The organism is Inquilinus limosus, from assembly GCF_051487185.1.
In the GTDB taxonomy this organism is placed as follows: Bacteria; Pseudomonadota; Alphaproteobacteria; order DSM-16000; family Inquilinaceae; genus Inquilinus; species Inquilinus limosus_F.
In genome coordinates, this window is sequence record NZ_JAHVDK010000009.1 from 106,992 (window position 1) to 120,462 (window position 13,471).

Below are 13,471 nucleotides of genomic sequence, written 5' to 3' on the forward strand. Positions count from 1 at the left end.
CGCTGCACGCCTCGCGATGACGTTTCTGTTGAGTGAATGAGTGCTCGACCCGCGGACCGCGGGAGAGGCGGCGCCAAGCAAAGCCGGCGCGGTTACCCGGCCGGCGACGCCTCCGGCGCCAGACCGTAGGAGGTGACGCGCAGCGCCTCGCGGATGTCGGGGATCGCCGCCTCCGCCGCCTGGTAGCCGAGTTCGATCAACTCCGCCGCCCGGTCGAACTCGGCGCTGCCGATATGGCCCAGCTTGGGGTCGATCGACACGTCCGGCGGTTCCGCCGCCAAGCGCGTGCGGCCCATCCGGTCGAGGATGATGTTGAGCGAGGCCATCATCACCCCGAACAGGCTCGGCATGTCCGGGTCGCGCCGGAATAGCTTGCGCGCGACGCCGTTGATGCCGCTCAAGAGGCCGCCGGCGGGCATCAGCTCGAGGATGTCGAAGCCGGCGATGCGGGCATAGCCGCCCTCGGGCAGACGGGTCCGGCCCATGATGTCGCCGTTGAGGTTGACAGCGATCACCACCTCGGCCCCGAGCGCCCGGCAGACCGAGACCGGCACCGGGTTGACCAGGGCGCCGTCGACCAGCATGTGGCGGCCGATGCGCCGCGGCGGGAACACGCCGGGCAGGGCGTAGGAGGCCTGGAGCACCTCCGAGACGCGGCCCTCGCGCAGGCAGACCTCATGCCCGGTGAAGAGGTCGACGCAGACCGCGCCGAAGGGCACGCCGAGATCCTCGATCCGCAGGTCGCCGAAGCTCTGGTCCAGGAGCCGGCCGAGCCGCCGGCCGCTGATCAGGGCCGGCAGGCCGAGGCCGAAATCGAGATAGGAGACCATCCGCTCCCGGTTCAGCCCACGTGCCCACGATTCAAGCATGTCGAGCCGGCCGGAGAGATGGGCGGCGCCGGCCAGCGCGCCGACCGAGCTGCCGCACACCACCTGCGGCCGGATCCCGGCAGCGTCGAGCGCCCGCAGCACGCCGATATGGGCCCAGCCACGGGCGATGCCGCCACCGAGGGCCAGGCCCAGGACCGGCGGAGCGGTGCCGCCGATATCCACGGTCACGACGAGATCCGCCGGATGCGGCCGTCGACCTTCGGCGCCACGGTCTTCATCGCGGTCACATAGTCCATCACCACCGTCGCCATCAGCCGGCCGGCCGAGCTGTCGATCAGCACCTTGCCCTTGGTGAAGGCGGCATAGCCGTCACCGCCGCCGGCCATGTAGTCGTTGGTGGCGACGCGATAGACGGCGGCGTCGTCCAGCGGCTTGCCGTCGACCGTGACCGAGACCACCCGGCTGCCTGCTGGCTTGGCCGGATCCCAAGCGAAGGCGAGGCCGGAGACCTGGGGGAAGCGGCCGGCGACGGCTTCGACCTGGGACACGCCGTTCTCCAGCGCCGAGCGGATCTCGGCGCCGGTCAGCTCCAGCAGCACCGCGACATTGCCGAAGGGCAGCTCGGTCAGAATGTCCTTGCGCGTCAGCTGCGTGCCGGCGGCGATCAGCCGGTCGCCGCGGATGCCGCCGCCGTTGACGATGGCGATCTGCGCGCCCGAGGTGCCCCAGCGCACCCCGTCGGCGATCAGGTTGCCCATCGTCGTCTCCTGGGTGCGGACGTCGCCGCGCTGGCTGTCCAGCTCGACCGAGGTGGAGCCGATGACGACGCCCAGCGCATCGTCCAGCGCCTTGTTGAAGGCGTCGACCTTGCCTTGGATCTCCGGATCCGGGTCGACCCCCGCGGTCGGGCGCACCTCCCAGCTCGGCAGCACGGCGATGACCGGCCCGTCCTTGGTCTCGCGGGTCGAGATCTCCAGCTCGACCACGCCGAGATAGTGCGAATCGTAGCCGGCTTTGAAGATCAGGACGTTGTTCTCGTAGAACATGATCGGGTCGTGGTCGTGCCCGCCCAGCACCAGGTGCAGCCCCTTCACCGACTGCGCCAGCTGCCGGTCCTGGGCGATGCCGAGATGGGTCAGCGCCACCAGGATGTTGGCGCCTTCGCCCTTCAGCGCCTCGACCGCCTGCTGCGCCGTGGTGATGATGTCGGGGAAGCTGATGTCCGGACCGGGGCTCGACAGCGTCGCCGTCTCTGGCGTCAGGATGCCGAGGAAGCCGATGGTGTAGTCGCCGACCTTGCGGGTGGTGGTGGCGACGCCGCCGCCGAAGGGCTTGCCGTCCTTGCCCAGCACATTGGTGCCGAGCCAGGGGAATTTCGATTCGCCGATGCGCTGCGACGCCAGCTCCGGCCCGTAGTCGAATTCGTGGTTGCCCCAGACCGCGTAGTCGACGCCGACGGCGTTGAACAGGTCGATCATCTGCGAGCCTTTGGTCAGGCCCGACATCACCGAGGGCGACAGCGTGTCGCCGCCGAAGGTGGTGATGGTGTGTGGGTTCTCGGCGCGGGCCTGCTTCAGCAGCGTCGCCAACTGGCCGAAGCCGCCCTGGCCGCGCACCGGGCCGATCTCGTAGACGTCGTTGACATGCAGGAAGGTCAGGCGCAGCGGGGCCGCCGCCGCCCATCCGGGCAGCGGCGCTGCGGCGAAGACGGTGGCGAGCATGACCTGGCGGCGCGACGGTCCCTGCATGGCTGGATCTCCCTCCGATGGTGGCGCCAGAATGGACCGGCCCGCCGCCCGGTGTCATCCTCCGGCGCGTTTCGGATCGGTGACAAGTGAGCGGATCGGATGACCCTGACGAATCTCTATCATCCGGCCGCCGCCGATACCGCCCGCACCGTTCCGAGCTATTGGGAGGGCACCGCCGGGCCGCCGCCCGAAGGCTGTGTTCCCCTCGCCGGCGACGAAAGCTGCGAGGTCGCGGTGATCGGCGGCGGCTATACCGGGCTGTCGGCGGCGCTGCACCTGGCCCGCGACCTTGGCGTCGATGTCCGGGTGCTGGAGGCCGGGCCGATCGGCTGGGGCGCCTCCGGCCGCAACGGCGGCTTCAACTGCGTCGGCGCGGCCAAGCTCTCTGGCGCCGCGATGCTGAAGCGGGTCGGCCGCGACGAGGTGCGCCGCTACTACGCCGCCCAGGTCGAGGCGACCGAGCTGGTGGCGGCGCTGGCCCGGGACGAGGGGATCGATCTCGACCGCCAGGGCGACGGCATCATCAGCGTCGCCCACAAGCCCAGCCGGATGCGCGAGCTGGAGGAGGATGCGCGCTGGGACCGCGAGATCTCCGGCCTCACCTCGACGCTGTGGAGCCGGGAGGAGCTGCGCGAGCGCGGCCATGCCGGGCCGGAGGCGCATGGCGCGTTGCACCACGCCGCCGGCTTCGGCCTGCACCCGCTGAAATACCATCGCGGCCTGACCCGCGCCGTCCTGGCGCGCGGCGCCAGGATCCACGACCGCAGCCGTGTCTTCGGCTGGCAGCGGGAGGGCGGCGTCCATCGGCTGGTCACGCCGGGCGGCTCGGTGCGGGCGAAGCGGGTGCTGATCGCGACCAACGGCTACACGACCGACGGGCTGCACCCATATCTCGCCGGCACCTTCCTGCCGGCCCTGTCCAATATCGTCGTCACCCGGCCGCTGACCGAGGCCGAGCGGGCGGCGCAGGGCTGGACCACCGAGACGCCGCTGTCCGACACCCGCAACCTGCTGTTCTATTTCCGGCTGCTGAAGGATGGCCGCCTGCTGCTCGGCGCCCGCGGCGGCACCTGGGGCAGCCCGGAGGCCACAGCGCGCTACCGGCGCTGGCTGGAGCATCGGATCGGCATCGCCTATCCCGCCTGGCGCGACGTCCAGACCACGCATTTCTGGTCCGGCTTCGTCTGCCTGTCGGCCAATCTGACGCCGATGCTGGGCCAGGTGCCAGATGACTCCGGCGTCTGGTACGCGCTGGCCTATCACGGCAACGGCGTCGCCAGCGCCGGCTGGTCGGGCCGCGCCATGGCCTATGCCATGACCGGTCGGCCGGTGCCGGGCGTCGGCATCCCGGCGCTGATGGCGACGCCGCCGACCCGCTTCCCGCTCGGCCCCTGGCGGCGCTGGCTGCTGAAGGCGGCTTATCTGAAGTTCATGATCCAGGATGCCCTCTGACGCCGGGGCCGCCCCGCATTCTCGGCATTGGCGACGGGTCGGGAACCGACTTAGCGTCGTGGCGACGCATTGGTGGAGCGAGCGCGTGAAGATCCTCACCATCCAGAACGCGGACCTGACCCCCTCGGGCGTGATCGGTGAAGCCATAGTGGAAGCGGGCGGGGTCGAGGATGTACGGTTCCCGGAGCACGGTGACGCGCTGCCGGCGGACGCCTCCGGCCATGACGGGCTGCTGGTGCTCGGCGGCACCCAGCATGCGGCCGACGATGCCGCGCACCCATATCTGCCGGCCGAGCTGATCGCGATCCGCGCCTTCGCCGCGGCCGGCAAGCCGGTGCTGGGCATCTGCCTCGGCAGCCAGCTGCTGGCGCGGGCGCTGGGCGGTGCCGTCCGCCGCCATCACACGCCCGAAGTCGGTTTCACCGCGATCGAGACAACCGCCGCGGCGGAAACCGATCCGCTGTTGCAGGGGCTGGCGCTGCCGCGGCTGATGCATTGGCACTTCGACACCTTCGACCTGCCGGAGGGCGCGACCCTGCTGGCGACCAACGCCGCCTGTCCGAACCAGGCCTTCAGCGCGGGCCCGGGCGTCTACGGGCTGCAGTTCCATCTCGAGATCACGGCCGACATCGTCCAGGGCTGGATCGACGTCTCTCCGGAGTGGACGCAGCAGCAGTTCCCGGCCTTCTTCGCCACCTATCGCGACCAGCTGGCAGAGCATGTCCCGGCCTCGATCCGCTTCGCCCGCCAGGTCGGGTTGCGCTGGATGGAGATGGTCCGCGCGGCGCAGGCGGAGAGCCAGCGGGCGGCCTGAGAGCAGGGGCAGCGGTGACTTTCGACGAGGTCTGCGCCATCGCCCTGGCCTGGCCGGGTGTCGAACGCTCCACCTCCTACGGCACGCCGGCGCTGAAGGTGAAGGGCAAGCTGCTGACCCGGCTGCGCGAGGACGGCGAGACCCTGGTCGTCCTCGGCGTCAGCTTCGACGAGCGCGAGATGCTGACGGAAGCCGAGCCCGAGGTGTTCCATGTCACCCCGCACTACCGCGACTCGCCGATCGTGCTGATGCGCCTGCCCAGGGCCGATCCGCGCGCGGTCGAAGCCCTGCTGCTGCGCCGCTGGCGCGCGGTGGCGCCGAAGAGGCTGGTCCGGGAGTTCGAGGCGGCGAAGGGCTGATAGGGGCCGTCGGTTACAGCCGTGCCATCAGCATGGCGAAGCGGGTCAGGCCTTCCGGCCAGGGGCCGTGGCCGCTGGCGCTGTCGAGATGGCCGGCGTCGCCGGCGTCGACGAAATGGCTGCCCCAGGCCGCCGCCAGTTCGTCGGCCACGGCCAAGGCGCAATGGGGATCGCTGGCGCTGGCGACCAGCAGGGACGGGAAGGGCAGCGGGTCGCGCGGCACCTCCTCATAGCCAGGTGCACCGGCTGCAGCCGGGTCGGACGGCGCCACCAGCAGCGCGCCGGCGACGCGGCCGTTCAGGCGCGGAGCGGCGAAGGCCACCGCCAGCACGCCCAGGCCATGGGCGATCAGCACCGCCGGCTTGTCGTCGGCCTCGACCGCCTCGACCAGGGCCGCGACCCGGCTCTCCCGGTCCGCGGGATCACCGGCGGCGCCGACCCAGCGCGCGGTCCGCAGCCGCGACTGCCAGCGTGACTGCCAATGGCCCTCGTCCGGCGAGGCCAGGCCTGGGACCATCAGGATCTGAGCGTCGGAGGATTTCATGGGATCTGGTGCGGCGTCGGGACGATGAAGGCCCTAGATGTGCCCATCGGCGTCGGGGATCAAGCGCCGGCCTTGTCCAGCGCCGCGGTCAGGGCCCGGAAGGGCAGCTCGACGCAATCGTGCCGGCTTCGCACGGTACGGACCGGGGTAAAGATCTCCAGCTCCGGCCAGGGCGGCGGCGCCCCCTCGCGCAGCATCGGCTTGATTCCCGCCGCCGCCGCGCGCAGCGCATCCGGTGCCTGGCCGATCGCCTTCTCCGCGATCAGCACCGCCGCCGCCTCGCACAGCACGCAGCCGCGCACCAGATGGCCGACGGTGGACACCTTGCCGTCCGCCAAGGTCAGGTCGATGGTGACCCGGTCGCCGCAGAGCGGGTTGTCGATCATCGCCGACCCGTCCGGCTGCGGCAGCCGCCCGGCGCCGGTCGCCGCCCGCGCCCGCTGCAGGATCGCCTGATCGTAGAGCGCATCGATCATTCCTGGCTTCCCGTCTCTTCAGGATCTCGCTCTCGCTGGTGGTCACTTCCTGTGCCGATCAAATGGATCTAAATGGAAATCCATAATTGCCCAAACAAAGAATAGCCCAATCCCGACATATGGAAATATGCTATATATCGAGGCCGCTAATTCTGTTGCAAAGGCCGTTTCTCCGTGAAGCAAAACTGGCACAGTAAATCCGTTCTCTGGATCTGTGGATCTTGGCATCCTTTTCCAGATCCAGAGCCCTGTCAACCATCCACTAGCAAATAATGAAAATGCCGCAGAAAGAATCAACCCTGACGTGACTTGCATTATCCTTTTCGTGCGATCGCTGCGCAATCTCATGGGCTTAATTCACTTCCGCGCCTTGCTCTCGGTCAGGGTCGACAGGATCTCGGGCGTGTCGACGTCGAACAGCACCGTCGTGTCGCCGGCCTCGATCTCGACCACCTCGTCGGCATGCTCGCCGATCAGGTGGCGGGCGCCGACATCGCCCGCGACCGCGGCCATGGCCGGGAAGAAGCGGCGGTCCCACAGCACCGGGTTGCCACGCTTGCCGCTGTGGGTCGGCACCACGATCGACCGCCCTTCGCCCGGAGCGTAGGCCGCAACCAGCCGTTCGATCAGCCTTGGGCTGATGCGCGGCATGTCGCCGAGGCAGACGATGGCGGCGTCGACCTCATGCGGCAGAGCCGCCAGCCCGGCAGCGAGCGAGGTGCTGAGCCCTTCGGCATAGCGCGGATTGGCGATGAAGGTGACTGCCCGGTCCGCCAGCGCCGCCTCGACCTGCTCGCGCTCATGGCCGGTCACGACGACGACCGGGCCGATGCCCTTGGCCCCCAGCACGGCGTCGACCGCGTGCGCCACCATCGGCTTGCCCTCGACCGGGGCCAGCAGCTTGTTGATTTCGCCCATGCGGCGCGACTGGCCGGCGGCCAGCACCACCACGCCGATGGTCGGCGCGCGCGGCAGGCCGTTGCCCTCGGCGGCACGATCGCGGGGCAGGGGGCGGGTCGGGATCTCGGCCAGGAGGCCGCCGACCCCCATCGCCATGACATCGAGCCGGGTGACGGTCAGGCCGGCGGCGATGCGCTGCAGCACCCAGTCGAAACCGTTCAGCTTGGGCGAACGGGCGCAGCCGGGCAGGCCCAGCACCGGCATGGCGCCGATGCGGCCCATCAGGATCAGGTTGCCGGGGTCGACCGGCATGCCGAAATGTTCGACGATGCCGCCCGAGGCCTCGATCGCGGCCGGCAGCACGTCGCGCCGGTCGGTGATGGCCGAGGCGCCGGCGATCAGCAGCAGATCGAGGCCGAGATTCTGCACCATGCGGATCTCGCTGGTCAGCGCCGGGGCCCGATGGTCCGACCGCCGCTCGCGCGCCAGCGTGCCGCCCAGCCGGGACAGCCGCTCCGCCGTCACCTGGGCGGTCTTGTCCAGCACCGTCGGCTTGGTCGTCGGCAGCTTGGTCTGGATCAGCCCGACCTTGAGCGGCCGGTAGCGGGCCAGGCGCAGCGCCGGGCCGCGCGCCGGCAGCGTCGCCATCGCCTCGACCAGCGACACCGCGTCCCCCGGCGCGGCGAAGGGGATGATCTTGATCGTCGCCACCATCTGCTTCGGGGCGACCTCGGCCCATTCCGGCAGGGTGGCGATGGTGATGGATTCGTCGAGCCGGTTCAGCCGGTCGATCCGCTCGCGGTCGATCACCACCACGCCGGCCGCCTCGGCATAGAGGTTCACCCGGCCGGTGAAGGCGGCGCTGGCGGTCAGCCCCGGCCCCTGTACGGCCGCGGCCACCCGCTCCGCCGCCTGGTCCTCGTGGATGTCGCCGCGCTCCAGCCGTGCGGCCTGGACCTCCGGCACGCCGGCGGCCTGCAGGGCCGCGATGTCGGCCTCGCTCAGCCGCCGTCCCTTGCGGAACACCGTGTCGCCGGCGGCGACGGCGTGGGCCAGGATGGCGCCGGCGGCCTCGGCCGTGGGCAGGGAGCCGAAGATCACGCCGGCACCTTTCCGTGGGGTTCGGCGCCGTGCAGCACGGCGGTCATCTGGGCCATCACCGCGAGCGCGATCTCGGCCGGCGACACCGCGCCGATGGCAAGGCCCGCGGGGCCGTGAATCCGGGCCAGCGCCTCCGCCCCGTGGCCGCGCGCGGTCAGCCGCTCCAGCCGCCCGGCATGCGTCTTCCGGCTGCCGAGGGCGGCGATGTAGAAGGCGGGGGAGCGCAGCGCGACGTCGAGCGCGGGATCGTCCAGCTTGGGGTCATGGGTCAGGGTGACGACCGCGGTGCGTGCGTCAGGCTTCAGCGCCGAGAGCCCGTCATCCGGCCATTCCGTGCTGACCTTCACGCCCGGAAAGCGCTCGTCGGAAGCGAAGGCGCGGCGCGGATCGATCACGGTGACGTCGTAGCCGGCGATCGCCGCGATCGGCGCCAGCGCCTGGGCGATGTGGACGGCGCCGACGATCGCCAGCCGCAGCGGTGGGACGAAGGCGTGGATGAACAGCCTTCCGTCCGGCGTGGTGCGGCTGCGATTGTGCCGGATCGCCTCCTGCACGGCGGCACGAATGGCATCGTCGATCTCGATATCGCCCGTCGCTGTTCCGTCGACCCACAGCGCCTGGGCGCCGGTCATCAGATCCGTCATCAGCGCGGCGGCGCGATGCTCCGCCCGCGCCGCCTGCAGGGCCTGCAAAAGGGCGAGCTTCATGAGAGGCGCTCGACGAAGACCTGGACCTTGCCGCCGCAGGCCAGACCGACCTCCCAGGCCTGCTCGTCGGCCACGCCGAAATCGAGCAGGCGCGGCTTGCCGTCCTCCATCACCTCCAGCGCCTCGCGCACCACGGCGCCTTCGATGCAGCCGCCGGAGACCGAGCCCTGCATCCGGCCGTCGCCGTCGATCACCAGCTGGCTGCCGGCCGGGCGCGGCGAGGAGCCCCAGGTCGAGACCACGGTCGCCAGCGCCACCCTGCGCCCTTCGGCCGCCCAGGACGAGGCCTGGGCCAACACGTCGTCGCGATCGGTCATCGAACCACCTCCTGCTGGGCGGCGAAATGCCGCCACCTGGCCATACGCCTGTCACCGTGGACCGGGGCCTCTGCCAGCACGTCGATCAGCTCGGCCAGGCTGGCCAGGCTGTGGATCGGGCGGAACTCGTCGACATGCGGCATCAAGGCACGGGCCCCCATAGATTTTGGCGCATAACCGTCCCAGCGCAACAGGGGGTTGAGCCAGATCAGGCGGCGGCAGCTGCGGTGCAGCCGGTCGATCTCCGCCTCCAGCCGGTCGCCGGCGTCGCGGTCGAGCCCGTCGGTGATCAGCAGCACCACGGCGCCCTGGGCCAGCACGCGGCGGCCCCAAACCCGGTTGAACTCGGCCAGGCAGGCGCCGATGCGGGTGCCGCCGCCCCAGTCCTGCGCCGCCCGGCCGACGCGGTCGAGCGCGTCGTCGACGTCGCGTCGGCGCAGCTGCCGGGTGATGTTGGTCAGCCTTGTGCCGAAGACGAAGCTGTGCACCCGGTCGCGCTCGGTCGTCACCGCATGCAGGAAATGCAGCAGCATGCGCGAATACTGGCTCATCGAGCCGGAGATGTCGCACAGCACCACCAGCGGCGGCGGACGGGTCCGGCGGATGCGCCGGGCCAGATCGATGGAATGGCCGCCGGCGCGCAGCGACTGGCGCAACGTCCGGCGCATGTCGATCAGCGCCGCGGTGTGATGAGGATTGTACCGCCGGGTCGGCACGTCGCGCACCGGCAGGCGGAAGCGCGCGATCGCCGCCCGGGCGCGGGCCAGCTCCTCGGCGCTCATCTGCTCGAAATCCTTGTACTGCAGCTTCTCGCGCTCGGAGAAGGTGAGGCTGGCGTCGACCTCCAGCTCGGGCGGCTCCTTCGCGTCCTCCGGCGCTTCGCCGCGGCCGGGCTGGCGCCGGTCGGCGAAGGCCTCGGCGACCCGCCGGTTGACCGCGCGTTCCTCCTCCTTGCCGGTCTGGATTTGCGGCAGCATCAGCGTCATGGCGCGCTTCAGCATGTCCGGGTTGCGCCAGAACAGGTGGAACGCCTGATCGAAGATCTCGCGTTGGTCGCGCCGATTCACCAGCGTCGCGTGCAGCGCCCAGTAGACGTCCTGCCGGCTCCCGACGCCGACCGTCTCCAGCGCCTCCAGCGCCGCCAGGGTGCGACCGGGTCCGACCGGTAGCCCGGCGGCGCGCAGGGCCCGGCAGAACTGCATGACGTTGAGGGCGAGGCGGCCCTTCTCGGCCGCGGCGGCATCAGGCGGCATGGCGGCCGCTCCATTCCTCGGCGAGCAGGGCGTAGACGACGTCGTCGCACCACTCGCCCTTGGCCCAGACCGAGCGCCGGAAATGCGCCTCGCGCCGGAAGCCCAGCCGCTCGAACAGGGCGACGGAGCGGGCGTTGCGCGGGTCGATCGATGCGTGCAGCCGGTGCCGGGCCTCCTCCGTGAACAGGCGCCGGATCAGGGCGTCCAGCGCCTCGGTCGCGTGGCCGCGTCCCTGAGCGCCGCCGGCGAGGATGATGCCGAGCTCCACCAGCCGCGGATCCGCGGCCAGGACATGGACGCCGATGTCGCCCAGCAGCCGGTCGGCCGCCCGGTCGGCCACGGCGATCTGGAACCATTGGCCCGGCCGGCCGTAGGGGGCAGCTTCCATCTCGGCAACGAACGCCTCGGCCTCCTCCCGACCGCAGCCGGTCCAGCCCTGCCAGCGCGCGATGTCGGGATCATCGCGATAGGCACGGAACGCCCCGGCATCCCGCGCCGCGAAACGCCGCAGGATCAGGCGGTCGGTTCGGATCGGGGCAAAGCCGCCGTCGGTCATACCGGCATCGACACCGCGGCGGCAGCCGCGGCGTTGATCTCCGCCCGCATCTCGGACAGAAGTCGCGCGGCCTCAGCGCCCTGGACGCGCTCGATGTCGTCCTGGTACTTCAGGATGGTGCCGAGCGTGTCGCGCACCACGTCGGGGTCGAGCTCCAGCACGTCCAGCTCGGTCAGCGCCTGGGCCCAGTCCAGCGTCTCGGCCACGCCCGGCTGCTTGAACAGGTCCATGCGGCGCAGCTTCTGCACGAAGGCGACGATCTGGGCGCTCAGTGCCTCCGGCGTGTTCGGCGCTTTGGCGTGCAGGATGGCGCGCTCGCGCTCCGCCGTCGGGTAGTCGACCCAGTGGTAGAAGCAGCGGCGCTTCAGCGCGTCGTGGATCTCGCGGGTGCGGTTCGAGGTGACGATCACGATCGGCGGCTCCGCCGCCTTGATGGTTCCGAGCTCCGGGATCGTCACCTGGAAATCGGACAGCACTTCCAGCAGGAAGGCCTCGAAGGGCTCGTCGGTGCGGTCCAGCTCGTCGATCAGCAGCACGGCTGGGCCGGCGACATCCGGCTCCAGCGCCTGCAAGAGCGGACGGCGGATCAGGAAGCGCTCGGCGAAGATGTCGCTGGCCAGCTGGTCGCGGTCTTGCACGCCGCCGGCCTCGGCCAGGCGGATCTCCAGCATCTGGCGTTGGTAGTTCCACTCATAGACCGCGGCGGCGATGTCGAGGCCTTCATAGCACTGCAGCCGCACCAGGCGCCGGCCCAGCGTCGTGGCCAGCACCTTGGCGATCTCGGTCTTGCCGACGCCGGCCTCGCCCTCCAGGAACAGCGGCCGCTTCAGCCTGAGGGCGAGGAACAGCGCGGTCGCCAGCGGACGGTCGGCGACATAGTCGCCGCGCGACAGCAGGGCAAGGGTCTCCTCGACGGAGGCGGGCAGGGCGGCAGCGTTCATCGGACGAATCCCAGTTTTCCGGCAGAATACGGGCATGGACGGGCAGGGGCCAGTCTCACCACTGCCGCGGGCCGTCACCGAGCTGTCATCAGCCCGTCGTCAATCCTTCGCCACCGACATGGTTCCTTCCGGCGGCTTCGGAAAGGGAGAGACCGATGATCGACACTGCCTTCGCGATCCGCCGGCGGACGCTGGTCGGCGGCCTGGTCGCCGCGGCTGCGCTGACCCGTGCCGGGACCGCCGACGCTGCCGTGCTGCCGGCTGCGCCCGAGGGAACCGCGGCCGATCTGGCCCGGAACACCGCCTATTGGGACGAGGTGCGCAGGCTCTATTCCGTGACCGGCGAGATCACCAATCTGGAGAACGGCTACTGGGGCATCATGGCCGATCCGGTGCGGCGCGAATACCTCCGCCTCACCGACATGGTGAACCGCGACAATTCGTTCTATGCGCGGGCCAAGTCGGGCGCAGATCTGGAGAAGGTTCGCCAGGCCGTGGCCGCCGCGGTCGGTGCGGCGCCGGAGGAGATCGCCCTGACCCGCGGCGCGACCGAGGCGCTGCAGCTGCTGATCGGCAACTACAACCGGCTGCAGCCGGGCGATACGGTGATCTATTCCGATCTCGACTATGATTCGATGCAGTATGCAATGAACGCGCTGAAGGTCCGGCGCGGTGTCGAGGTGGTGAAGTTCGCCCTGCCCGAGCCGGCAACGCGCCAGGCCGTGCTGGACGCCTATGAGCAGGTCTTGGCCGCCAATCCCAAGGCACGCCTGCTGCTGCTGACCCATCTCAGCCACCGCACCGGCCTGGTCATCCCGGTCGCCGAGATCGCGGCCATGGCCAAGGCGCGCGGCGTGGATGTGATCGTCGATGCCGCTCATTCCTGGGGCCAACTCGACTTCGCAGTGACCGATCTCGGCGCCGATTTCGTCGGCTTCAACCTGCACAAATGGATCGGCGCGCCGCTGGGCGTGGGCTTCCTCTACATCCGCAAGGACCGGCTGCCCGACATCGACCGCGACATGGGCGACGAGGACTGGCCGGAGACCGATGTGCGCTCCCGGGTACATACGGGCACGGTGAACTTCGCCGCGATGCTGGCCGTGCCTCAGGCGATCGCGCTGCACCAGGAGATCGGCGCCCGGCAGAAGCAAGCGCGGCTGCGCTATCTGCGCGACCACTGGGTCTCCCGCGTGAAGGGCTTCAAGGACCTCCAGATCCTCACCCCCGACGAGCCCGGGATGTACGGCGCCATCACCTCGTTCCGTCTGGCGGGGCGGACCGACAAGGCGGCCAACGACACGATCGTCGCGGCGCTGCGCGACACACATGGCGTGCTGACGGTGCGGCGTGCCGGGGTGGCGGCCGGCCAGTGCATCCGGGTGACGCCGGCCCTGTACACGCAGGAGGCCGATCTCGACCGGCTGGTGCAGGCGCTGGCGGCCGTGACCGGCTCGACGGCCGGATAGGCCG

Annotated in this window: 14 protein-coding genes; 4 read left to right on the plus strand and 10 right to left on the minus strand. The window is 70.5% G+C overall.

The window, feature by feature from the left end; all coding sequences use genetic code 11:
- Nucleotides 1–92: 92 nt before the first annotated feature.
- Nucleotides 93–1,058 (minus strand): patatin-like phospholipase family protein, encoded by a 966-nt coding sequence (locus KXR53_RS12460; protein ID WP_437375487.1) that lies wholly within the window; start codon nt 1,056–1,058, stop codon nt 93–95.
- Nucleotides 1,055–2,578, minus strand: coding sequence for a bifunctional metallophosphatase/5'-nucleotidase (locus KXR53_RS12465; RefSeq protein ID WP_437375488.1), 1,524 nt, complete (start codon nt 2,576–2,578; stop codon nt 1,055–1,057). The genes KXR53_RS12460 and KXR53_RS12465 overlap by 4 nt, the downstream gene beginning before the upstream one ends.
- Nucleotides 2,579–2,677: 99 nt before the next feature.
- Between KXR53_RS12465 and KXR53_RS12470 the strand changes: the two genes are divergently transcribed.
- From KXR53_RS12470 to KXR53_RS12480, 3 genes are all read left to right on the plus strand, one after another.
- Nucleotides 2,678–4,030: an NAD(P)/FAD-dependent oxidoreductase gene (locus KXR53_RS12470; protein WP_437375489.1), complete on the plus strand. Its 1,353-nt coding sequence runs from the start codon at nt 2,678–2,680 to the stop codon at nt 4,028–4,030.
- Nucleotides 4,031–4,115: 85 nt separating this feature from the next.
- Complete coding sequence (locus KXR53_RS12475) at nt 4,116–4,844, plus strand: type 1 glutamine amidotransferase (RefSeq protein WP_437375490.1); 729 nt, start codon at nt 4,116–4,118, stop codon at nt 4,842–4,844.
- Nucleotides 4,845–4,858: 14 nt separating this feature from the next.
- The gene (locus tag KXR53_RS12480; protein ID WP_437375491.1) at nt 4,859–5,203 is read left to right on the plus strand and encodes an MmcQ/YjbR family DNA-binding protein; all 345 of its coding nucleotides are present in this window, start codon (nt 4,859–4,861) and stop codon (nt 5,201–5,203) included.
- A gap of 13 nt (nt 5,204–5,216) precedes the next feature.
- Here the strand turns inward: KXR53_RS12480 and KXR53_RS12485 are convergent, their stop codons facing one another.
- The 8 genes from KXR53_RS12485 to KXR53_RS12520 all read right to left on the minus strand — a co-directional run bounded on the left by KXR53_RS12485 (nt 5,217) and on the right by KXR53_RS12520 (nt 11,998).
- Nucleotides 5,217–5,747: an RBBP9/YdeN family alpha/beta hydrolase gene (locus KXR53_RS12485; protein ID WP_437375492.1), complete on the minus strand. Its 531-nt coding sequence runs from the start codon at nt 5,745–5,747 to the stop codon at nt 5,217–5,219.
- A gap of 59 nt (nt 5,748–5,806) precedes the next feature.
- On the minus strand, nt 5,807–6,223 hold the full coding sequence (locus KXR53_RS12490; RefSeq protein WP_437375493.1) for an iron-sulfur cluster assembly scaffold protein: 417 nt from the start codon (nt 6,221–6,223) through the stop codon (nt 5,807–5,809).
- A 357-nt stretch (nt 6,224–6,580) separates the two neighbouring features.
- Nucleotides 6,581–8,224, minus strand: a complete 1,644-nt coding sequence (locus KXR53_RS12495) for an NTP transferase domain-containing protein (RefSeq protein ID WP_437375494.1) — start codon at nt 8,222–8,224, stop codon at nt 6,581–6,583.
- Nucleotides 8,221–8,931 (minus strand): XdhC family protein, encoded by a 711-nt coding sequence (locus KXR53_RS12500; protein ID WP_437375495.1) that lies wholly within the window; start codon nt 8,929–8,931, stop codon nt 8,221–8,223. The genes KXR53_RS12495 and KXR53_RS12500 overlap by 4 nt, the downstream gene beginning before the upstream one ends.
- Nucleotides 8,928–9,248 (minus strand): XdhC family protein, encoded by a 321-nt coding sequence (locus tag KXR53_RS12505; protein WP_437375496.1) that lies wholly within the window; start codon nt 9,246–9,248, stop codon nt 8,928–8,930. The genes KXR53_RS12500 and KXR53_RS12505 overlap by 4 nt, the downstream gene beginning before the upstream one ends.
- Nucleotides 9,245–10,501 (minus strand): vWA domain-containing protein, encoded by a 1,257-nt coding sequence (locus KXR53_RS12510; RefSeq protein ID WP_437375497.1) that lies wholly within the window; start codon nt 10,499–10,501, stop codon nt 9,245–9,247. The genes KXR53_RS12505 and KXR53_RS12510 overlap by 4 nt, the downstream gene beginning before the upstream one ends.
- The gene (locus tag KXR53_RS12515) at nt 10,491–11,057 is read right to left on the minus strand and encodes a GNAT family N-acetyltransferase (RefSeq protein WP_437375498.1); all 567 of its coding nucleotides are present in this window, start codon (nt 11,055–11,057) and stop codon (nt 10,491–10,493) included. Before KXR53_RS12515 ends, KXR53_RS12510 begins: the two co-directional genes overlap by 11 nt.
- Nucleotides 11,054–11,998 (minus strand): AAA family ATPase, encoded by a 945-nt coding sequence (locus tag KXR53_RS12520; RefSeq protein WP_437375499.1) that lies wholly within the window; start codon nt 11,996–11,998, stop codon nt 11,054–11,056. Before KXR53_RS12520 ends, KXR53_RS12515 begins: the two co-directional genes overlap by 4 nt.
- A 155-nt stretch (nt 11,999–12,153) precedes the next feature.
- On the opposite strand from KXR53_RS12520, the gene KXR53_RS12525 reads away from it, so the two are divergent.
- Nucleotides 12,154–13,467: an aminotransferase class V-fold PLP-dependent enzyme gene (locus KXR53_RS12525; protein ID WP_437375500.1), complete on the plus strand. Its 1,314-nt coding sequence runs from the start codon at nt 12,154–12,156 to the stop codon at nt 13,465–13,467.
- Nucleotides 13,468–13,471 lie beyond the last annotated feature (4 nt).